This window comes from Nocardia huaxiensis, assembly GCF_013744875.1.
Taxonomy (GTDB): domain Bacteria; phylum Actinomycetota; class Actinomycetes; order Mycobacteriales; family Mycobacteriaceae; genus Nocardia; species Nocardia huaxiensis.
The window spans coordinates 5,255,313-5,277,412 of record NZ_CP059399.1; the positions used below are offsets into that span (position 1 = coordinate 5,255,313).

The 22,100-nt window shown below is 66.6% G+C and carries 13 protein-coding genes; 7 read left to right on the forward strand and 6 right to left on the reverse strand.

Annotated elements, in window-relative coordinates; genetic code table 11:
- Positions 1–605 precede the first annotated feature (605 nt).
- Positions 606–1,814, forward strand: a complete 1,209-nt coding sequence (locus H0264_RS23665) for an FAD-dependent oxidoreductase (protein ID WP_220139826.1) — start codon at positions 606–608, stop codon at positions 1,812–1,814.
- A gap of 46 nt (positions 1,815–1,860) precedes the next feature.
- On the opposite strand, the gene H0264_RS23670 is transcribed toward H0264_RS23665, so the two are convergent.
- Positions 1,861–5,520, reverse strand: a complete 3,660-nt coding sequence (locus H0264_RS23670; protein ID WP_181579576.1) for a hypothetical protein — start codon at positions 5,518–5,520, stop codon at positions 1,861–1,863.
- A gap of 9 nt (positions 5,521–5,529) precedes the next feature.
- Positions 5,530–10,248, reverse strand: a complete 4,719-nt coding sequence (locus H0264_RS23675) for a hypothetical protein (RefSeq protein WP_181579577.1) — start codon at positions 10,246–10,248, stop codon at positions 5,530–5,532.
- A 142-nt stretch (positions 10,249–10,390) separates the two neighbouring features.
- On the opposite strand from H0264_RS23675, the gene H0264_RS23680 reads away from it, so the two are divergent.
- Together H0264_RS23680 and H0264_RS23685 are read left to right on the forward strand one after the other, a co-directional pair.
- Positions 10,391–11,314 carry an IclR family transcriptional regulator gene (locus tag H0264_RS23680; protein WP_181579578.1) on the forward strand — a complete coding sequence of 308 codons (924 nt, stop codon included), beginning with the start codon at positions 10,391–10,393 and terminating at the stop codon, positions 11,312–11,314.
- 165 nt (positions 11,315–11,479) lie between these two features.
- Entirely contained in the window at positions 11,480–11,839 is a 360-nt protein-coding gene (locus tag H0264_RS23685; protein WP_276514509.1) for a winged helix-turn-helix transcriptional regulator, read from the forward strand.
- A gap of 300 nt (positions 11,840–12,139) precedes the next feature.
- On the opposite strand, the gene H0264_RS23690 is transcribed toward H0264_RS23685, so the two are convergent.
- Positions 12,140–13,186 carry an LURP-one-related family protein gene (locus H0264_RS23690; protein WP_181579579.1) on the reverse strand — a complete coding sequence of 349 codons (1,047 nt, stop codon included), beginning with the start codon at positions 13,184–13,186 and terminating at the stop codon, positions 12,140–12,142.
- Between the two features lie 178 nt (positions 13,187–13,364).
- Between H0264_RS23690 and H0264_RS23695 the strand changes: the two genes are divergently transcribed.
- The 3 genes from H0264_RS23695 to H0264_RS23705 all read left to right on the forward strand — a co-directional run bounded on the left by H0264_RS23695 (position 13,365) and on the right by H0264_RS23705 (position 16,604).
- The gene (locus H0264_RS23695; RefSeq protein WP_181579580.1) at positions 13,365–14,582 is read left to right on the forward strand and encodes a hypothetical protein; all 1,218 of its coding nucleotides are present in this window, start codon (positions 13,365–13,367) and stop codon (positions 14,580–14,582) included.
- Between the two features lie 126 nt (positions 14,583–14,708).
- Complete coding sequence (locus H0264_RS23700; protein WP_181579581.1) at positions 14,709–16,058, forward strand: M20/M25/M40 family metallo-hydrolase; 1,350 nt, start codon at positions 14,709–14,711, stop codon at positions 16,056–16,058.
- Positions 16,059–16,076: 18 nt separating this feature from the next.
- Positions 16,077–16,604: a YbhB/YbcL family Raf kinase inhibitor-like protein gene (locus H0264_RS23705; protein WP_181579582.1), complete on the forward strand. Its 528-nt coding sequence runs from the start codon at positions 16,077–16,079 to the stop codon at positions 16,602–16,604.
- 4 nt (positions 16,605–16,608) lie between these two features.
- Here the strand turns inward: H0264_RS23705 and H0264_RS23710 are convergent, their stop codons facing one another.
- Positions 16,609–17,919 carry a GDSL-type esterase/lipase family protein gene (locus tag H0264_RS23710; RefSeq protein ID WP_231085493.1) on the reverse strand — a complete coding sequence of 437 codons (1,311 nt, stop codon included), beginning with the start codon at positions 17,917–17,919 and terminating at the stop codon, positions 16,609–16,611.
- Positions 17,920–18,088: 169 nt separating this feature from the next.
- Positions 18,089–18,646 (reverse strand): TetR/AcrR family transcriptional regulator, encoded by a 558-nt coding sequence (locus tag H0264_RS23715; RefSeq protein WP_181579583.1) that lies wholly within the window; start codon positions 18,644–18,646, stop codon positions 18,089–18,091.
- Between the two features lie 119 nt (positions 18,647–18,765).
- Between H0264_RS23715 and H0264_RS23720 the strand changes: the two genes are divergently transcribed.
- A complete protein-coding gene (locus tag H0264_RS23720) occupies positions 18,766–20,070 on the forward strand; it encodes a phthiocerol/phthiodiolone dimycocerosyl transferase family protein (protein WP_181579584.1) in 1,305 nt (434 codons plus the stop codon).
- Positions 20,071–20,129: 59 nt separating this feature from the next.
- Here H0264_RS23720 and H0264_RS23725 read toward each other — a convergent pair whose 3' ends face one another.
- Positions 20,130–21,959, reverse strand: a complete 1,830-nt coding sequence (locus tag H0264_RS23725; protein ID WP_181579585.1) for an AMP-dependent synthetase/ligase — start codon at positions 21,957–21,959, stop codon at positions 20,130–20,132.
- Positions 21,960–22,100: the final 141 nt, after the last annotated feature.

The following is a 22,100-nucleotide window of genomic DNA, read 5'->3' on the forward strand; positions in this document are numbered from 1 at the left end:
CGCTGAATTCGAGATTGCCTGCGTGGCAACCGCCCCACAAGTACGCACTATTCTCTCGGATACTGACCCAAAGGTTAGTGTCCAGCGCAGAAGCCGAAATCGATTCGAACCCAATATGGTTGAACACGGCGATGTCGGTCGCGATGCGCGACCCCAAACAATCTGGGGCCCTGGGAACACGTCGGATCGGGACTGTGCGGGCCTGCAGCTCCCGTAGTCTTCGCGGCCATGAGAAATGTATGCGTTTCAGTATTCGTTGTTGCGGGGGTTCTGCTCGCGTCCGCGACTGCCACCGCCTCAACCGGCAGCCTGGGCACGGGAAGTGCCTTGGATTCCGGTAGCTCGAACCTCCTCACCCCCGGTCCCGATGGAGCCGACTCCGGTTCCGGGGTGCTCGATCTCGTCGGAGACTGGTGGCACTCGCTGTTCAATCACTGCCCCGGGCCGGTGTGCTGAACCGACCTCGATGCGCATGGCTCAGGGCGCCCGCCGTAGTCGTGCGTCAACCGATGGTTGACGATAGGCCATACGTCAACTACTAGTTGACGTATGGCGATGGCTCGTGAGTGGCTCTCGCCGACAGCACATCGAATCGAGGAGTCGCAATGGAAGCCTTCGAAAGCGCTGCGCGCCGGCATGCCGAGTCACCGGGCAGGCGGGCGATGGTCGTCGGTGCGGGTATCGCCGGTTTGGCCACCGCGCTGCGATTGCGTCAGCAGGGCTGGGACGTCGTCGTGATCGAACGCGCGCCGAGTCGCCGCAGCAGCGGTTACCTGGTGAACCTGCACGGACCCGGCTATGACGCCGCCGAACGACTCGGGCTGCTGCCGGCGCTGAACCCGCGCGACATCGGATTCTTCACCTCGGTGCTCGTCCACCCCGACGGCAGGGAGAAACTCCGGATCCCCGCCGCTGTCACCGAAGCCGCTGTCGGGGACCGGGCTTTGAGCTTGTTCCGCGGCGATCTGGAGTCGGCCCTGTACGAGGCCGTCGCCGAATTCGCCGATATCCGTTTCGGCACCACGGTGCGAGCCATCACCCAAACCCCCGAACAGGTCGAAGTCACCCTCAGCGACGACACCCGCCTCCGCACCGAACTCCTCATCGGCGCCGACGGCGTCCACTCCCAGGTCCGCGAGCTCGTATTCGGTCCCGAGACAGAGTATTTCGTGGACCTGGGCCATATGGTCGGCGCATTCCCGCTGGCGAAACCGCCCGCCCACATGCCCGACGGTATAGGCGCCACATATATCGGTCGCGGACGCACAGCCGCAGTGATGAACCTCGGACCGGAAAGATCCTCAGCGTTCTTCGCCTACCGCTGCCCCGACCCCCACACCGATCTCACCCTCGGCGCCGCACCCGCCCTCGCACGAGCCTTCGGTGACCTAGGCGGCGGTGCCGTCGACGCCCTCGCCCAGCTCGACGCCGACCCCGGCACCGCCTACTTCGACTCGGTCGGCCAGATCGTCATGGACCGCTGGAGCCAGGGCCGAGTAGTCCTCCTCGGCGACGCGGCCTGGTGCGTAACAGTTTTCGCCGGCTACGGCGCCGCCCTCGCCCTCGACGGCGCCGACCGCCTCGGCACCGCCCTTGCAGCACACGCCGACGACATCCCCACCGCCCTCAGCACCTGGGAGACGACCTTGCGGCCTGAGGTGAAGAAGCGACAGGCACTGGCGCGGAGGGGAATCAGCCAATTCGCCCCGCCAACACGGACCCACGTATGGGCAGCCGAACTTATGCTCCGAGCAATCCAACTCCCCGGCATCAGCAGCCTGGTCCGCCGCTCCATCCAACGCGCCAACAACTAGACGGCCGATGCGTTCCGGACCTGCCTACCCGCGCCGACGTGGGCTACTACGGTGCCGGAACACAACATCCTCGGTTCAGCGGAGACAGTGGCGAGGTCCGCACGATACGCACCGCACCCAGATCTCCGCCCAGCGGATCCGCATAGGTTCCGTTGGGCTCTGGTAGAAGTTCGACGGCGAGCACGCTCAGGGGTGAATCATAGGGTATGCCCACGCGTTTCAGGGCGTCCGCGACCTCGGCGGCGGACCAGCTGGCCTCGCCTTCGGCGAACAGCGGTATCGACTGCATTTGTGTGCGGAGCGGCCGCAGTTGATGGAGATCGATCTGAATATTGCGTTTGGTGCCGCCGTCGGCCTGGGTGACGCGCGCATAGAGCACGATCCAGATCACGGTATTCGGCGTGGTGGGCTGTACTCGGTGCAAGCCTCTGTACGGCAACGCGTACGGCGCCCTGACTCGAATGGCGCCATCCGGTTCCGCGATGACGGAACACGGCAGTTCCGGAGCCGGATGCTGAACACCGTCCAGCACCAGTGATTCACCGAACCGCCCCTGCGCCGTCGACCACAGCGGGTTGTCCGCGGGTCCGCGGTCGTGGCCGACGCGTATCTCATATGTGTAGAACGAGAACAGTTCGGGCGAGCCGGGATCGACATTCGGCGGTAACGGCACGAGGTAGTGACGGACGCTGGTCTTGCTGGGCTCCAGACGCTGCATGGTCGACAGTCCGGAGAGGTCTTGGACCTGACCGGGGGTCACCACTCGGACCAATTCGGGATCGAGTGGGGTGCCGGTGATTTCCACGGGATTGGCGACCGGTTCCGTGCCGGGCAGCAGCATGGGATCCGGCGTGCTCGTCAGCGGCCGGACGAAATAGGCATCTCTCGGATCGGCGGGCGCTTCGGCGAACTCTACCCAAAGACGTTTGATCCGTGAGGAAGTCGCCGCGTAGTCGGCGTCACGCTCATACGGTGTCAGGGCGATGCCAGCCGCGACCACCCGCGGGATCTGCCGCGGCGGCGCGACGATCGGCAGTCTGGACGTCACCGCCCGCGCAACCCCTTCCCCTCCTTCGAAGCGCAGGAACGCCCGATAGGTGACCTCCATTTCGTGAGGGAACCCGTCCGGACCCAGCCTCGGAGGCAGTGCGTCGAGGAAGATCATTCGGGTATGGGCGCGGTTCGGGCGCTTACCGGACTGGGTATTGATGGCATCCATCATCTCTATGACCCCGACATCCACGGTTTCGCTCACGGCGCCCACCGCATCGGGGAGACCGACCGTTCGCGTCACGACCAGTGAGGGCGATCCCGCGCCGCGCCACGTCCAATCCCGGTCGATCACAACCTGTATCGCATTGATCCACTGCCCGGCCAGCTCCGCCGGGTGCGTGAACTCGATACTCGACAGGTCCGGTGCGAGGTGATGAGTCAGCCCCGCACAGCCGAAGAGGATGCGCTCGCCGGGCGGCCCCGTGACGAGCGGGCCGTCGGCGCTCAGGTCCAGAGCTCCGGCCAACCTGCCGAGAAGCGCACCGGTCGGCTCGGACTGCGGCGCCACGCCATTGACGACGGCACCGAATCCCATCCGGTCGACGGGCGGATCCGATCGCAGGAATACCGACCGCAATTCGCTCGACGACGCCAAGGGCCGAAGCGCGTCGGCCTCGGCGATGGCCGGGGCCACCGCGTGCAGGTCGATCAACTGCGCGGTTCCGTATCGCGCCTGTTCACTGCCGAAGTAGTTCATATCGTTCCGGCCGAGCGCTCGGACCTCCACCCGAATATCCCGCGAAGTGACCAATGTCAGTGGCCCCGTGGGGTTTCCCTCGGCGCCGAGCTGGGGTGAGATGTCGAGTCCTCGATAGTCGGCGGCATGCCGCCAGTCCAGTACGAGATCGATCGGTTGAGCGGCATCATCGGGGAAGCGGCGTGTCGTCCGGTACCACTCGACAAAGCCGTCCGCGTCCGCCTGTGGATCGAATCGTGGTGTGCGAAGCAGCACTCGAATTCGGAGATACACGGTGTCCGGGTCCTCGATGGTCGGAGCGATCGCCGTCCCGGGCGGGGCGCTGTCATTGGCCGCGATCTGCGCCAGCAGCCGTGGCCGGACGGCGGCGCCGGCGGCGAAAACCGCTTCCGGATAACCGATTCGGGGCCGCCGGATCCGCAGCGCGCGAACGGTGCCGTCGGGTTCAGGTGTCACCGTGTCCAGTTCCACCGCGGTCGGAGTTCTGTGCCGCTTCATGTGCACCACGGCGATCGGCGCGTCACCGGGCCGCTCCGGCGCCGAGGTCACAGCCGGACCGCCTCCGGTGGCATCGGCCATGCGCACCCGGAATTCGTAGCGGCGCCCGTACCGCGGCTCGACGGCGTCCGCACCCACGGGGACCGCGGAATCCGGTTGCCCGGGTGGGGCATTCATAAGTCGCCGATCATCGGCGGTCGACATGACCAGCGATCGGCCGCGCCATTTCAGGAACCACGCGGGCAGCCACAGCTGACCGCTGTGCTCGGTCGGCACCACCTCCGCCCAGCGTTGTTCCACAGCGACACCGAGATCGACGCCCACGGCCAGCGGCGCTTGGACGGTCGACAGCGACGTCCACGCCTGACTGCCCTGCGGGCGCACATCGACGCGGTATCCGCGTACCCCGCGCGGTGCGAGCACCGGATCCTCACCATCGGGCGGGGCCCCGAGCGCCCGGTTCTGCCCCTCCAGAACGTCCTCGTCGTCCCAGGCCAAGTGGATTCCCTCGTCACGGATGGGCGGCGGTCCGGAGCCGTCCTCGTCGAGGTGGTCCGCGCCGATCGGCTGGCGCGCATGCACGATCTTGGCGAATCCGTCGTCGAAGCGGTTCGCCTCGATCATCACCTTGTCGAAGTTGCCGAGCGCGCCCGCCGCCGCGGCATCATCGGACACCGGAATCACCACGGGGGTGAAGAGCTGTCGAGCTCGATCGACCAGCAGGGCGGGAACACGGGTGGCGAACGCGCGCAAAAACGTGGGCGTCGTGGCGGCTCGAGCGGCGAAATCGCCGCCGTCCGCCAATTCGACCCAGAGCCAGCCGCCGCGTACCAGGCGAGGTGCGGCGTCGAGTGGAATCTCGAGATCGGCGATGAGCCCCAGCGCCTCCGCCAGTCGTGGCCGGCGCAGGGCGAAGGCGATCGCCTCACCCCAGCCGATGATCCGCGGCGTTGACGGTGGCGGAGGATCCGGCGGGCATTTCATCAGACAGTGATACGAGTTGTCGATCACGGCCAAGGACGTGCGCGGCCGCACGAAGGGGAAGGACTGTCTATAGCTGCGCGGCAGGTACTTTCGCAACTGCTTGCTCTGGTCTCGGTCCTGCGGAGCGAATGTATCCGCGGCCGGGCCATCGGGAATCTCGAGGACTTGTTTGATCGCGGTGAAGATCGGGCGCGCGTGCGGATGCGTGAGCGTGGGTGTGACGCCCGCTGGATCGGGTAGCACGGTGATCTGGTCGACCAGGGTGCGCTGCGGCAGTGCGTCGATGGAGTCGGAGATGTGCACTGCGAACGCCAAACCCGCATCGGCGAAGGCGGGATCCTGGGGAACCGCTGATCCGAGCGGTTCGAGCGGATTTCCGGTCGGCGCGATGAGCAGACGGATCGACAAGTTGCGGGACCGGTGGTCCCATCGCTGGAGATAGGGCACGAGCGTGAGTTTGTGGGGTGTAATCATGATGAATTCCTAGGAGAGTTTCATGGTGTCGCTGACCTCGTAGGTCGCGCTGATCGAGAGGACGAGGAAGATGTCGACCTCGAGCGCGACCGATCCGAAGAAGTCGCAGTTGACGTCGCCAGTGACGGTGTCCTTGTATGCCAGCCCCATGAGTTCGCCACGGACTGTCACCTCGGTGACAACGAGGTTGACCCCAGCCTCGAGTACGACCAGCCCACCGAACTTGGTTTGGTCGGTGATGGCGTCGTACTGCAATGCGATACCGGCCGCGTTGAAGGCGTAGGCAGCGAAGGGGCCGATTTTCGCCTCGATGCCGAGACCTGCGTACAGCGCCAACTCGAGTTCCTCGGTCGTGACGCTGCTCGACACCGAGCTGATGGTGAATTTGATCCGGCCACCGACAATCAGGAATATCGTGGCCACACCAACGCTGTACAGCGGGACCCGGCCTTCGAGCTGTGCGCCGAGCTCCGCGGACGACTTGGGTGCGAGGGACGCGTGATCGATCCCGGACTTCGTGCCGAGCCATAGTTCCAGCTCGACTCCGGTGCCAGGCGGCCGAGCCGCTGTCGAGAACGGATCCGGAAAGCGGAACCGCCCCCCGGTTTCGACCTTCACCTCGTGTTTCGCATTGGTCGCCGCAAGATCGATCGGGCCATGCGTACCCCGCTGCCCGAATAGCGGGATGTAGCGCAGAATGTCCTCGATAGATTGCAGCAGTAGCGATTTCATCTCCGCGACCTGCGGTCGCTGATCGGTCGATCCGACAATGCGCAGTTCGACTCCGGTGACCTTGTCGAGTCCGCTGATATCCGACCAGACCCGCAGGCCGGTGAAGTCCGCCTCCCAGCGGTCCTCATGCAATTCCAGGCGCATGGTCGCGCCGTCGTAGACCACCGTGGAACCGTGACCAGCGCTCCCCGACAGACGCAGGGGTATCGGATGCCCGGTAATCGACACAGGTGCCGACAGCGCGAGCTTGCCGGTGGAAGGAATCGTGAAATGTACTGTTCCCGGGGCGATTTCAATGGTGTTCGCAGGGGGAGGGAAGGCGCCCTTGGAGGTCGACCGTGCGAGGATATCGGCCAGTGCGGGCCGGTGGCCGCTCTCGATCCGCCGGGAACCTGTCGGCACGAAGGGCCTGGGAAACAGGAACGCGTGCGTCGGGGTCGCCTGCAGCAGCGCGTAGTCATTCGCGGGGGAGGCCGGGACGAACAGATCGGTGGCATCGGCGAACCGATAGTCTCCGGGTGTTCCGGTCAGCGGCGGCTCGTTGATCACACTGTTGTTACTTGTCGGATAGGCGATCGGGTACCGCCGAATAACTGGAACGCCACGGCTTTCCGCGACCGGCACGGCCTCGCCGCCGTTCTGGGGCACATTCTTCGCGGGACGCACAACCACCGACCACGCGCCGGTCTTCGGCAGTGCGGGCGTGCCCCGGACGGTCGCGACGAACACCGGTGCGGCCCCATTCATCGCGAGTCCGACCTCGATTCGCTGCGCGCGGAACGACAGACCGCTGCCGCCCAGGTCCAACCAGGTGTCGACGGGTCCGCCGATAGGGCCCTGAGCGGTGATCAAATCCCGAAGCGCAGCCGAATTCGCCGGTGTGCGAGTGGGTTCGGATTGCAGATAGCCGAGCATGCCGATAGCCGGAACGCGTCCCCGGGCGCCGTCGAGTGCCGCATCGGCATCGAAGTAGTACGGGATCAGTTTGGCGGAACCGTGCGCGAATACCGCGCCCGGCGCGGGCCGGATATTGCGGACATTGAACAGGCCGCGGAACAGACCGGCGTCGAAGGCGTAGGGCGCGACCACGATGTCGCTGATATTCCTGTCGAGGTACCGGTAGTCGAACAGTCCGGGGGTGAATGCCTGCCATCCGCTGTCCCGGCGAATCACGCCACCGCCGGGCCGCCGTTCGATGGTGACGGACCGGGTTACGCGCACGCCCCACGGATGCAGCACACTGTTGACCTTGATGATTTCGAGGGCCGTACGGCCGTTCATGAGCTGAAACTGCACCTTGGCGGTCTCCGCGTAGGCGGCGAAGGGGTCGTTCCAGTCGCTGAAATTCGAGCCGCCGTAACCCGACACATCGATTCGGGTGACCGGGACGCGCGGATTTGTCGTCATATCGTTGTTGAAAACGGCTTCGACGCTGCCGAGAGGCTGTTTCGTCTCACCGAGTACCGAGATCCCGAGTTCGACCCCCGTTGCCAGGTCCACTCCATTGCGCAGCTGATGCATCCGGCCCGCGAATGTGGGCGAGACGCCGCCGGTGTCCGGCCGTCCGCCTTCGGCCCGCGCGGTGACCTGGATGCCGCCGACCGATCTCTCCTCGGGGAATTCGGGCCGATTCAGCTCGTACAGATCCGCTTGCGGGCTCGCAAGCCCTAACGGCCGCAACCGAATTGCGCTGACCAGCCCGAATGGGAACGTGGTGCGTATGCCGACCGGGGAGCCTTCGGCGTAGGCATCGAACGTGCCCCGCAGGGCATCGGCGGGAATTATCGGTACGAGTTTCGCCGAACGAGTACCGATTTGGGTCGCGCCGCCGTCGGTTGCCGAAGCCAGGGGTGTCGGAAACCACCCCTGGTTCGGGATGTCCTGATCGATGTCCAGCGTGCGCACCGGCTCCCACTGCACCTGCGGAAGGGCCATCACGCGCATGCCGGTGACCTGAGCGTGCACGTCCAGACCGGATACCGTGCCGGCCCGCGTGGACTGTTCCAGGTCGACGCCTACTCCCACACCGAGCAGATCCTGGTTCGTCGACACATCGAGCAGCAGCAGGTTGGGCGGTGGCCCGAACACCTCGATCAACTCGTGGTCGAGGGCGCGGGAAATCTCGGCATCGAACGCCTTGGATTCCTCGAGCCGATGGCGCAGCCCCTGGTCCGCGTCGTCGCGGGCCTGCTTCCATTGCTCGCGGGCCGCTCGATCCAGCGCCAAGCGTCCCTGTTCGACCTGGGTGGCGCCCACGTCGGGATCGCCTTCGATCGCTCTCGCCGGGTGGGGTTCACCCGGCGAGGCGTCGCGCGGGGCGATCGCGAGGGACGCACCCAGATTGCCGTTGAACGAGACCAGGGCCGCGCCGGGCGACAGCCAGGACACGCGTGCGAGGAGACTGCCCGTCGGTGCTTCTACCCACGGTCGGCGATCGATGAAGCAATTGGAGACGTAGGGGTCGGGCAAGGTCGGCGCCCACGCGAGTACGCCGAAGCTCAAAAGGGCCTCGCCGCTGTCTATTTCGGTCCGGGCGGTCAGCGCTCCGCGCACCACCACGAACTTCGGCATGCCGGTCCACACCAGCGCATTGCGCAGCGCGAGTTGATATTTCAAACGCTGATCGGTGACGAGCGCACCGAGGGACGCGGTGGTCACGTCGCCGAACCGGTGCAGCAGCAGCGTGCCGAGCGCGGTCGGGGTGGGCACCGGCACGCCGGCGGTTGTGACCGGCCGGTCGAGTGTCACCGCCGCTCGACCTCGCACCATCAGGTAGTCGCCGTCCGCGATGTCACTGCGGTACAGCAGGGTGAATGCGGCATCGTAGCTCTGTTCCCAGAACAATCGCTCGGCGCTGCCGGTGATCTCCCAGAGCCGGTAGCGATGGGTAACGGCGGGCGATTGCGGCGCAACGTCTTCGGCCATGATGGTCACCCCGGAGGGGGAGATTCCGATCCAGGCCGACGCGAGATCGTGTGGCGTCCGATCGTTTTCATACCAGGCGGCGGTCAGACGGCGCACCGACAGGTACCACTGGCCCGCGCGGGCCGCCTCGCCGAGAACGGACGGATTCGATGGCAGCACGACCGGCAGCCCGAACCCGGCACGGCGGACACGTCCGGTTCCGGCAAAGCGCACCACCTGGTCATCGATCGGGTCGGCGTCGAATTGCCTCGGCTCCAGTTCGTATTCGAGTACCAGGGTCCACAGTCCCGAGATGTAGGCCCAGTCATATGCGGAGCGATGGAAGGTGAATTCCTGGCCCCAAGCCGAAGCGGAACCTTCCGCCCCATGCGATGTGAGCGAACCGGAGTCGAAGGTGAGGGTCAGCGATACGGGTGGGCGGATCTCCGCCGCGGCATGGGTGGATCCCTGTTCGGTACGGTTGGCCTCGTCCACGGCTGGCTCGAGCGCCAGTTCTCCCGCGATCGGCGCGGTGAGGTCGACGATGGTCAGGTCACCGCTGTCCGTGACCGTGGCGCTGTCGGCCAGGCGCAGCGACCCGCGCACGACTCTGATACCGACGAACCCTCCGGCCGGCACCGCGGGATCGATCAGATCACCACGGATCCATACCGTTCCGCCGTCGATGTCGATGGCGGTCCCTTGGTCGACATACGGCGGACCCGCGTTCGTGAGGAGCAGGGCCGGAAGGTTCGCCCCCACCTCGCGCACCTCTGTACGTCTGCCCGAAAGAAACACGTCGAACCAGACTTCGGATCCGTCGAGGGTATGTAGTGGTCCCAGGCGCTCGGTCGGGATGAGTCCGCTGAGACCGTCGGTCATGAACCCGCGCAATAGGACTGACGGTCCGTCTCGTCTCGCGACGATCAGTGGGTCGCCGTGTTCGCCGGCGACCTCGATCGCCGTGAGGTCCTCTCGTTCACAGGCGTCGACCGCTGCGCCCATCAGGGTGCGCAGTCGGCTCCAGCCGGGAAGGGTCTCGCTATCGGTGATGTCGAAGGTGAGGTGCGCCAAGGGGTCGGCATGCTCCATGCCGCTCTCCGTTTCGTCCTCCCCGAGCACCGAATCGGACCGGTACCAGCATGAGGCACGGCACGCGCCGACGCATCTCGTCCGTGCCATTGAGTGGCACACCAAAACTGGGAGGCTCGGCGGGCCGCCGCCTTGTTAGGCTATGGCGGGTACCGGGGGAGAAACGATGCTTGATGATCACACGGTTATCGGCCGGACGGTCGCCATTCTGGATGTCGTCACACGATCCAATGGCCCGGTGACGCTCGCGGAGTTGACGCGCCGTACCCGGCTACCCAAATCCACGGTGCGCCGAATCGCCAATACCCTCGCCGAGCATCAGATGCTGACCAGTGCGCCCGATGGATACCTCGCGGGCGGTCGATTGATCGATCACATGATGGGCGCGGCCGATAGCGTCCGCCAGCCGTTGATCGTTCAGCCCTATCTGCAGGAGTTGCACCAGCGTTCACGCGGGGAACTCGCTTGGTTCGCCACCGTCGAGAATGACGAACTCATGCTCACCACAGCCGTTTTCGATCGGTCGTTCGGTACGGTAGTCAAACGAAGGTGCTGGCCGACCCTGAGCCACCTGGGCTCGAGTATCGTGCTCACCGCGTCCGGCCGCCTGCAGGTTGCCCACAACCCTGAGCAGGCCGATCGCGTGCTGAGCTCGGAAATCCGTCCGCTGACCAAATACTCTGTCACCGACCGTCGAAAACACCGGGCCCTGCTGGATCGAACCCGCGACACCGGAGTCGCCACCGAGGCCGAGCAGGTGCTGCTCGGCTGGAGTTGCTCGGCCGCCGCCGTCCGCGACGCACACGGCAGAATGGTCGCGGCTTTGGGCCTGATCGGTCGCACCGGCGACACCGCCCGCAGCCTGGCCGGCCAGGTCCTCAAACTAGCCGGGCAACTCGCGGTCGACCTCCGCGAACCCGACACGCACAGCACCGTGCGCGGATTGGTTCCAAACCCGCCATGGTCAAGTCTTCGCGACCATGACCGCGCCGAATCGGTTGTGGGCAGCGGACCTCACTGGGCACCCCATCACATGCAGGGCCGGATGGCGAATCAATTCCCGTAGCGGTGTCCACGATCGTCGGCGTGTTGCTGATGATCGCCTCTTGGGTTCGGTTTGGGGCACCGGGATTACGGCCCTTCTACTGTCCCGCCTCGACCTCGCTGCGACTGGGCTCGAGCATGAGCACAGTACATTGAAAGCGATGTGTCGAGGTAGGAGGTTCGAGCAGTGAGCGCCAAGAGATCCGGGCCGTACTTCTGCGGCATCGACGCGGCCATGGATGTGGTCGGCGGGAAATGGAAGGTTCTCATTCTGTGGGAGCTCGAGGAGTACGGCACGCGCCGTTTCGGTGAACTGCGCCGCGCCCTGCCGGGGGTTTCGGAGAAGATGCTGAACCAGCACTTGCGCGAGCTGGCGGAGGACGAGATCGTCCACCGTGAGATCTTCCCGGAAATCCCACCGCGCGTGGAGTATTCGCTCACCCTGGAGGGCAAGGCGCTCAATGCCGCACTCGGTCCGCTGGGGGAGTGGGGCAAGCGCCGCATGGAACGCATCGGCGCGGACAAGGTCGTCCTCGATATCGCCTGAGCGGCAGCGAGATTACGCGGAACCCAGCCGGCGTTCCAGTGGCCGCCGCCGAGGTCGTAGCGGTGCAGGACGCCGGAGATCCGCTCGAAGACGGCCGTCGCGCCGTCACGGGTGGACAGCAGGTCGGCGGCGGTCTCATTCATGGAAACGACTGTGCGCGGCCGAGATCACCCGGCGCTTGCACGGGCTTACGCCGTACTTGCGCCGGGTGAGGCGGGCACTCCCGGGTAGTGAGCATCTCGGGAGCAGTCGTCGCGCGTACCCTCCGTCCGCGCGAAGTCCGATCAGGGGGAAGGCCGATCAGCCCCAGCCGCGCGAATCCTGTTTCAGCGCCGTATCGATCGCCAGGCCCGAGGCCACCACCATCGACAGCAGCGGCTGCGGCAGCGGGCGGTGGATCTGCACGACATAGTTGTCGGCGGTCGTGAACAGGGTCTTCAGCACGCCCTCGAAGGTCTTGGTGATGCGCGCGACCTCCTGATCGGTGTGATCGTGAATGGCGAAATTCCAGGCGCGCCAGTTCTCGCCGCGGATGCCGCCGATCTTCTGGCCGCCCACCACGAACGAGAAGTTGATCTTGCCGATCATATTGTCCTGAATGATCTCGCCGACCGGTCGGCCCGCGCCGTCCTCGAGCAGGAACCTGGACTTGAAGACCTTGGCCGGGCGGGTGATGCGCAGCTGGGTCTGACCGTAGGCGTCACGCAGCTCGAGCTTGTGGGTCATGAACTGGTCGTAACTGGTCAGGAAGCGCGCGGCCTTCTTCAACGCGCTCTGCCCGACCTGCACCACCGCGCCGATCTGCCGACCGTGCTGATCGAAGACGCCGTACTCGTTCGACATCTCGATGAGCTTGACCTTCTGGTTCACCACCAGCACCGGCTCGGTGAACAGCGTGCCACCGCCGGCCTGCGTGGGCGCGACCCCGGCCTGCTGCTGCACCTGACGCTGAATATCGGCCGGATTATCCGCCGCGCCGATCTCCAATTCCCAAGCGCTGGCGTCACCGCGATGCTGCCCGTACTGCGGCTGACCGTAACCCTGCTGCGGTGCGAACTGCTGACCGTGCCCCTGCTGAGCGAAAGCCGGCTGCCCCTGCTGCTGCGGCGCGAACTGCTGCCCCTGCGGGTGCTGCTGCTGCGGTTGCTGCCCGTACTGCTGCTGCGGTTGCTGCTGCGCGTGCACCGGCTGCTGTTGTGCATGCTGCTGCGGTTGTGCGGTTTGCTGTTCCTGCGGCTGTGCCGATTGCTGTTGCTGCTGCGTGTGTTCGGTCCATTGCGACCCGTCCCACCAGCGCAGCAGTGGGGAACCTGGACGTTCGGGATACCAACCCGGTGGATGACTCATGGCCGCATCCTAACGGCCGTTGTGAGTATGCACTGAATGCACTTTTTGTCGCATTAGCGCCTCTATGATGGGCGATCGAACCAGGGGTGACCGGCGCTCGACGTCCGGGGAAACGGGGAAGTATGTCTGCCGCAGTCGAATTCACCGCAACCAGAATCGACCGGCCCCGGTTGCGACCATGACGGATCTGGTGACGAGAGCCCAGCTCGTCCTGCTCGCCCGCACCCTGCACGTCCCCTTCGAACGCGTCGCTCACCTGGAGAAGCTGGGCGCACAGCGCTTGCACGAACTGCAACAAAGCATTTCGGGCAAACTCTTCGACCAGCACGCTCCCGTCTTCGAGCGCATCAGCTCGCTGGTCCCGATCATTCCGCTCGGCATCTCCCTGCCCATCGTGCAGCGCGTGGTCCCACCCACCATGACCGGCCGGGCCGCCGGCGCGGTCGGCGTCCTGCATCGCAAGAAGGCCGTGGACGCCCTCACCCGCCTCACCGTCGCCTATGCCGCGGACTGCGCCCCGTATCTGGACCCGCGCACCGTCGGCCAGCTCGCCGACGACGCCCCGCCCGCCCCGGTCATCGAGATCGTCAACGAACTGCTGCGCCGCCGCGACTACATCACCGCCGGACCGTTCCTGGCCTACGCCACACCGGAATTGATCCGCGCCGTGGAGGATGGCGTCCCCGACGACGAGGGCCTGATCCGCTCGGCCGCCTACGCCTACTCCGGCGAGCACATCAGCGCCATCGTGCGGCAGCTGGTCGACGGCGACAGTGACCGCATTCCGCGGCTGCTGCGCACGGTGATCGACGGGTCCAAAGAGCTTCGGCTGGCGGCACTCTCGGTGTTCGCCCGCTGCACCCCCGACGTCATCTCCGATGTCGGCGCCATCCTGTTCGCCACGGCGCCGCCCTCGGCCATCGCGGATCTGATCACCACCTACCTCGGTGCGGGCGCCACCGCGGACCTGCTGCGCTTCCTGGGCCGGCTCAGCCCGCCCAGCCTCACCCGGCTCGCCCTCAACCCCGTCACCGGCGATATCGCCGAGGACCTCGTCGCCGCCGTGGACGGCAGCAGCGACATCGCCCTGTGGCGCGGTGTGCTGGAACCGCTCGCCCGCACCCCCGAAGGCGTGCGCCGCCGCGCGGGAGCCCGTCTGGCCCAGCTCGATACCTCCACGGTGATCATGCTGCCCGCCATCGCCCAGGCCGCCCGCCTGTGGGGTCCGCTGCTGTGGATCCTGGCCGCCACCGATGTCGACATCCAAGCCCGCTTCGGCGAGGTGTGGGCCGCCCACACCCGCCTCGACCCCGACGTCCTCGAACGCCGCATCGCCGATCAGCGCCTGGACTCCCTGCTCGCGACACTGACTGCAACATTGCGCATCCTGCGCTGACGCACGACGGGAAGTGTTGCGCCACGGCTGGTCCCAACCGACGCCGGCGCAGCCCACCAGCGGCGGCGCGCTCCCGCCCGGACGGCGCTCGCCCGGCCCGCACCGGCGTAGTGGTAGACAAGTGACGTGTCCGAAACTGGCGAACTCAGCACCTCCCGCGCCGTATCGGAAGTCGTCGACCTGGTCAGCGCGCTGATCCGGTTCGACACCTCCAATACCGGCGAACTGGAAACCACCAAGGGCGAACGCGAATGCGCGCAGTGGGTGGCCGAACAGCTGCAGCAGGCGGGGTACGAGACCGAATACGTGGAATCCGGCGCGCCCGGCCGCGGCAATGTGTTCGCGCGCCTGAAGGGCGCCGACTCCAGCCGCGGCGCGCTCATGATGCACGGACATCTGGACGTGGTGCCCGCCGAGGCCGGCGACTGGAGCGTGCACCCGTTCTCCGGCGCGCTGCAGGACGGCTACGTGTGGGGCCGCGGCGCCATCGACATGAAGGACATGGTCGGCATGATGCTGGCCATCGCCCGGCAGTTCAAGATCGAAGGCACCGTTCCGCCACGTGACATCGTGTGGGCCTTCCTCGCCGACGAGGAGAACGGCGGGCGCTGGGGATCACAGTGGCTGGTGGAGAACCGGCCCGACCTGTTCGACGGCATCACCGAGGCCGTCGGCGAGGTCGGCGGCTTCTCGCTCACCGTGCCCCGGCCCGACGGCACCGAACGCCGCCTGTACCTGGTGGAGACCGCCGAGAAGGGGCTGGGCTGGATGCGCTTGCGCGCCAAGGCCCGGGCCGGGCACGGCTCCTTCCTGCACGAGGACAATGCCGTCACCATCCTCGCGCAGGCGGTGGCGCGCTTGGGAACCCACACCTTCCCGCTCGTCGTCTCGGACTCGGTGGCCGAATTCCTGAAGGCGGTCGCCGAGGAATCCGGGCTCGAATTCGATCCCGCCAGTCCGGATATCGAAGGCCAGCTCGCCAAACTCGGCACCATCTCCCGCATTATCGGCGCCACCCTGCGGGATACCGCCAACCCGACCATGCTGCGCGCCGGGTACAAGGCGAACGTCATCCCGCAGACCGCCGAAGCCGTCGTGGACTGCCGCGTGGTGCCCGGCCGCCAGGCCGCCTTCGAACGCGAAGTCGACGAGCTCATCGGCCCCGACGTGGAACGCGAGTGGATCACCAAACTCGACTCGTACGAAACCACTTTCGACGGTCACCTGGTCGACGCCATGAACGACGCCATCCTCGCCCACGACCCGCAGGGCCGCACCGTGCCCTATATGCTCTCCGGTGGCACCGACGCTAAAGCCTTCGCGCGCTTGGGAATTCGCTGCTTCGGCTTCGCGCCGCTGCAACTGCCGCCCGACCTCGACTTCAGCGCCCTGTTCCACGGCGTGGACGAACGCGTCCCGGTGGCATCGCTCGAATTCGGCACCCGGGTGCTGGAACACTTCCTCCTGAACAGCTGACGACGAAAGGACGGCCCCGTGCCCGACTACAATTACAACCCGTACGCGGCACTGCCGCAGCTGCCGGAGTTCACGCTGACCTCCGCCGACATCAGCGACGGCAAGCCGCTGGCGCAGGATCAGGTCAGCGCGCTGTCGGTGACTCCGGGACGCGACATCTCGCCGCAGCTGTCCTGGAGCGGATTCCCTGAGGGCACCAAGAGTTTCGCCGTCACCGTGTACGACCCGGACGCCCCGACCGCGTCGGGCTTCTGGCACTGGGTGGTCGCCAACATTCCGGTCACCACCACCTCGCTGGAGACCGGCGGCAGCGTCAGCCTGCCCGCGGGTGCGGTCACCCTGCGCAATGACGCCGGGAAGAACGAGTACACCGGCGCGTTCCCACCCGCCGGACACGGAGCGCACCGCTACTTCGTGGTCGTGCACGCGGTCGGCGTAGAGCGGCTCGAGGTCGACGAGAACGCCTCGCCCGCCTACCTGGGCTTCAACCTGTTCCTCAATGCCATCGGGCGCGCGACGCTGATCGGCACCTACGAGGAGAAGTAGTCGCTCACCGGCACAGGCCGTGGAAGATGCCGAGATCGATGGCATCGGCCATGGCCTGATAGCCGGCCGCGTTCGGGTGCACCCAATCCGGTCCGGCATAGCGGGGGTCGAGCACATCCGGATAGGCCGGATAGCGCAGTGCGGCATCGAGATCGACGACGGTGTCGGACAGCTGTTGCGCGCGGATCCACGCATTGACGCGGACGCGGGTGGCGTTCGCGTTCGGCAGGGTGAGAACACCATTGGCGAGAGCATTGCTCGACGGCAGGATCGTGGCCAGATGCACGCGCAGACCGGCCGCGTGCAGGCGGTCGATCAGCGCGGTGAGACCGGCGACGACCTCCTCGAAGCTCGCGCCGATCGGGATGCCGAGATCGTTGATGCCTTCCAGGATGATCACATCGGTGACCGCGGCCTGATCGATCACATCCTGTTGCACTCGCCGCACGGCGGCGTCCGCGAACCAGGGGACGAATCCGTCACGGCCGATACGGTTTCCGGAGATGCCGGCATTGAGCACGGTGAACGGCAGGCCCGCGGCATCGAAGCGGCGCTGCAGGAAATCGGGGTAGCGGACATTGCGGTCGACCACGCTCGGTTCCTGCGGGATGCCCAGGGCGGTACCGGCCACATAGCCGTCGGTAATGGAGTCGCCGAACGCGACGACCGTCGCCACCTCCGCCGGGGCCAGCACATCGATGCCGGAGACGAACGGCGCGGTCGTGGTGGCCAGACTCAGTTGCGCGCCTTGCGGATCCGCGGCCGCGTCACCCGCGAAGGGCGGGCTGTAGTAGCTGGTCGCCATGGCGGTGAAATGCTCGGTGGGCAGCACCGCCTGGCCCGGCGCGTACACGCTCACCGCCAGGGGTTGCCATGCCGCGAAAGGCAATTCGACCGGATCGCTGACCACATCGCGCCACGCGCCGATCGTCACGCCTGGGTTGCCGTCGAAGGTCACCTCGCGCAGGGAGTCCGGGTGCACCGCCGCACCGGCGGCCTGGAGTGCGACGGTGACGTGCGCGAGATCCACCGGGACGGGCCGGGTGCGGTTCGTGAGATGGACGCGCAAGACCGAACCGCCGCGGTGCGGGGTGATGATCAGCCGGTACGTCTGATCCGACACCGGCAGCTGTGGGCGGATCGAGGCATCCACGATGCCGAAGGAATCCGACGGCGCGGCCATCCAGCTGCCGGCCCATCGTGTGCCGGTGCAGTCCGCGGCCGGTGGGGGAGTAGCCCCCGCGGTGAGGAAGACCGATCCGGTCAAGGTCAGCGCGACACCCGCCATCGCGGCCAACCGCTTCTTCGCTGCCACCCTCGACCTGCCAATCCTCCAGCGACGCAAGCAATCACGTCACGGTAGGTGAAATGAGAGAGTTTCGGACTGGAAATCTCGAAAAATGCAGAACATACTCACACGTAGATATGCGCATCTACGCATGTGTGGTCTCGTGTGTCGCCCGGGCGTCCCATGTCGGTGGAAATCAGGCTTGGTGGGTGCCGATGAGGTCGGCCAGGGCGCGCAAACCGCCGCTGAGCTGATCGGGGGAGGGTGTCCGTGCCGGATCGATGAGCGCCTGGATGAGCAGGCCGCCGATCAGCGTCTGCAGTACCGCGCCGATCCGGGGATCGTTGTGCCCGAGCGATTCCGAGAGCCCCTCGCGTGCGCGCTGCTGTGCCGCACCGATTTCCGTGCCCAGCTCGGGGGAGTGCAGCGCCTGCGAGATGCTCTCGGCATTCGCCGTCCATAGCGCGCGATCCTGCGCGAAGGAGTCGAGGAGCTTGTGCCAGAAGGTGTTCAGACGTTCGGCTGCGTCCAGGCCGGTGTCCTCGGGGAGTGATTCCAGGATGCGGCTCACCGCCTCGCCGCTGGATTCCAGCATGGCCTGGTTGAGGAGCTGATCCCGCGAGCCGAAGTGGTAGTTGATCGCGGCCAGATTGGTGCCGGAGGCGGCGACGATATCGCGCACGGTGGTGCGCGCCAGGCCGCGTTCGGCCAGGCATTGCTTGGCGCCGGCCAGCAGGTCTTCTCGGGTTCCCACGCCGGTCAGCGTAGCAGGAGACTCAAACATACGTTTCAAACACTCGTTTGTGACAGTTGTTTGAAACATGTGTATGGTCGGCCTCGACAGGCTCTCTCGCACGGAAGCATGGACAGCACATGACAACGCAACGCGCTCTTTCCCCCTTCGAGACCGGGTACTTCGGCACCGGCGCCCGGCTGGGCAGCGTGCCCCTCGGCGGCATGCCGCTCTACATCGGCAGCACGGTGCGCGGCGAGATCGACCCCGCGCTCCTGCGGGAGGCTCTGGCCGAACTGGCCGCCGGGCACGCCCTGCTGCGCGCGCATCTCGTCAGCGACGCCGACGGAGCCTTGCGCTTCGAACTCACTCCAGGCTTCCGCCCGGCGCTCGAGGTCGCGGCCGGCGGCGAAGCGGCCTATCGGGCCCTGGTCAACAGCGAACAGGACTGGCACGACGGGCTTTTCAAGGCGATCGTGCTGCGCGAGGAAGAGCGCACACAGATCGTGCTCATCCTGCACCACGGCATCAGCGATGGCCGCTCGGCCTTCGCGCTGCTCGACGAGCTGTGGCGGCGCTACAGCGCACACCTCGCCGGATCTCCACTGCCGCCGCATGATTCCGACACCGAACTGGTCGACGGCGTCGATGCTCAGTTGCGGCAGGTGGTGTCCGACGCCGAGGTGGCGGCGTTCGTCGCGCAGATCCGCGAGGCCGCGTTCGGCATGGATCCGGCCGCGGCTCCGCGCCCGCTGCCGCCGGCCGGCAATCCGGACCCGCTCGGGCGATTCGCGCTGCGACGCATCGAACTGAGTGCGGGGGAGACCGCGGCCTTCGTGAGTGCGGCACGGGCACACGGCGTCTCGGTGAACAGCCTGCTCGCCGGCGCGGCCACGCTGGCGGTGCGCACGCAGTTCGGTGATATCGGCCCGGTGCCGATGATGTGCGGGCACGCGGTGGATCTGCGACCGGAACTGGTTGCGCCGCTGCCCGATTCCACCGTGCTGAACTGCGCGGCCGGGGCGGGGACACCGCTGCTGGTGGATATCGGATCCGATCCCATCGAACTTGCTCAGCAGGTTGCGGCCGGGATGCGCGAGGCGCTCGCCATGCGCTTCCCCGCCCTGTTCATGCGGGCCGCGCAGGGGGCCCTCGACCCGGTGGCCCCGGCGGTCTTCGCCGCGCAACCGACCATCGCCTTGTCGAATATCGGCCGTGTGCCGGAGCATTCACTGCCCCCGAGGCTCGAACTGCTCCGGGATGATGTCTTCGCGATGGTCCCGGGCATGCCGCCGAAGATGACCGTCTTCACCGTCGGCGACCGGCTCACCATCCAGGTCGAATACGACACCGCCGACCACGGTCACGTGCAGATGGGCGTGGTGGCCGCCGCCATGCGCTCCCAGGTGCTGCGCCTGTGCGAACCGGCCCGGCAGCGTGTCTGATGGCGGAAACGACTGTGGCCCTGAACCATTCCGGTCCAGGGCTACAGTGCGGGAGCCGATCAGGACATGTTGATCACATTGTCCGGAGCAGGCGTGGTGTAGAGCGCGGCGATCTCGGCCGCGTACTTGGTGGTGATCGGGTTGCGCTTGAGCTTGAGGGTCGGGGTCAGCTCGTCGCCGCCCGGCTCCCAGCCCTGGTCGAGGATCACGAACCGCTTGATCTGCTCCACTCGCGACAGCTTCGCATTGGCGGCCGCGACCGCGCCCTTGATCTCCTCGATGATCTCCGGCTTGGTGGCGAGAGTCTTCAGATCCGCGTCCGGCGCGCCCAGCGCCTTGGCCCGCACCGCGGCGGTGTCGGGATCCAGCACCACCAGCGCCGAGATGAACGGCTTGGCGTCACCGATGGCCACCACCTGACCGACCAGCGAGGACGCCGCCTTCACCGAGTTCTCGATATTGGTGGGAGACAGGTTCTTTCCCGCCTCGTTGATGATGAGTTCCTTCTTGCGGTCCACGATGGTGACGTAGCCGTCGCCGTCGATGGTGGCCACGTCGCCGGTGTGCAGCCAGCCGTCGGCGTCGATGGCCTCGGCGGTCTTGTCCGGCATCTTGCGGTAGCCGCGGGTGACGATATCGCCCTTGAGCAGCAGCTCGCCGTCCTCACCGAGCCGAATCTCCACGCCCTGCATGGGAATTCCCACCGTGCCCGGGCGCGGCTTGTCGATCGGGGTGTAGGTGCCCACGCCGGAGGTCTCCGACATGCCCCACACCTCGGTGACCTTGAACCCGAGCCCGAGCATGTACTCGAGGGTCTCCGGCGGAATGGCCGCCGCGCCCGAGGCCGCGACCTTCAACTCGTCGAAGCCCAAGGCGTGCCGCAACTTCGACAGCACCAGCGCGTCGGCCAGCTTGTGCTGCACATCGAGCAGCGCACCGCGGCCGTTGCCGGCCAGGTCCGCGCGGGCGGCGTTGACGCCGACGCCGATGGCCCAGTTGGCGAGCGCCTTCTTCACGCCGCTGGCCTCGGTGGCCAGCTTGGCGTCGATGCCCGCCTTGATCTTCTGCCACACACGCGGCACACCGAAGAACGCGGTCGGGCGCGCATCCGGCAGGGCGGCGGCGATCTCACGCGGGTCGGGCACGGTGGTCATCTGCACGCCGGTGAACAGGTTGGCGCAGTGTCCCGAAATGCGGTCGGCCACATGGGCGGCCGGCAGATACGACACCGAACGGTCGTCGATCCCGACCACCAGCGGCCCGTTGACCAGGCCCACGATCTGCGCGACCACATTCTTGTGGGTCAGCTCCACACCCTTCGACGGGCCGGTGGTGCCCGAGGTGTAGATGAGCGTCGCGACATCGTCCGGCTTGACGGCCTGCCAGGCGGCATCGAAGTCGAAGTCGGCCTTGGGCGCGGCCTCCACCTCGGCGAGGGTGATGGTCCCCTCCGCGCTGCCCTCGACCAGCACGATGTGCTCGAGCTCCACGCCCGCGCCCCGCACCGCGTCCAGGAATACCGGTTCGGTGATCACCACCTTGTTCTCCGCATTGGTGAACAGATGGTTGATCTGCTCGGCGGAACTGGTGTTGTAGATCGAGAACGGCGTCGCACCCAGGTGTAGCGCCGCGGTGTCCACAAGATTGAACTCCGGCCGGTTGGTCAACATGATCCCAACCGTGTCCCCGTGCCCGATCCCCAGCCCGGCGAGCCCGGCCGCGATCACGCGCACCCGCTCCCCGTACTCGCGCCAGGTGATCTCCTGCGAGCCCCCCACCGTCCGAATCGCCACCTGCTCGGGCCGCAGCGTCAAGGTCTCCTGAAACGCCTCCGGCACCGTGAAGACCGTTTTGCCCGATTTGTGCGTATAGCCGATGTCTGTCGTCATAACCCTTTTCCGATTGCCTCTCGCTTGCACGCACCACACGCGCACCCATCCCAACCTGCGCGAACCCCGGCGACCGAGAGAACGACCAACCCGAACCACGCGATGGCCGCGCGCCCACTGTGGCGCGGCTCACTCATCGTA

What these genes read in the sequence shown, in the direction of transcription:
- H0264_RS23665 (WP_220139826.1), top strand. Translation starts at nt 606, where the DNA reads ATGGAAGCCTTCGAAAGCGCTGCGCGCCGGCATGCCGAGTCACCGGGC.
- H0264_RS23670 (WP_181579576.1), bottom strand. Translation starts at nt 5,520, where the DNA reads ATGATTACACCCCACAAACTCACGCTCGTGCCCTATCTCCAGCGATGG.
- H0264_RS23675 (WP_181579577.1), bottom strand. Translation starts at nt 10,248, where the DNA reads ATGGAGCATGCCGACCCCTTGGCGCACCTCACCTTCGACATCACCGAT.
- H0264_RS23680 (WP_181579578.1), top strand. Translation starts at nt 10,391, where the DNA reads ATGGCGGGTACCGGGGGAGAAACGATGCTTGATGATCACACGGTTATC.
- H0264_RS23690 (WP_181579579.1), bottom strand. Translation starts at nt 13,186, where the DNA reads ATGAGTCATCCACCGGGTTGGTATCCCGAACGTCCAGGTTCCCCACTG.
- H0264_RS23695 (WP_181579580.1), top strand. Translation starts at nt 13,365, where the DNA reads ATGACGGATCTGGTGACGAGAGCCCAGCTCGTCCTGCTCGCCCGCACC.
- H0264_RS23720 (WP_181579584.1), top strand. Translation starts at nt 18,766, where the DNA reads ATGACAACGCAACGCGCTCTTTCCCCCTTCGAGACCGGGTACTTCGGC.
- H0264_RS23725 (WP_181579585.1), bottom strand. Translation starts at nt 21,959, where the DNA reads ATGACGACAGACATCGGCTATACGCACAAATCGGGCAAAACGGTCTTC.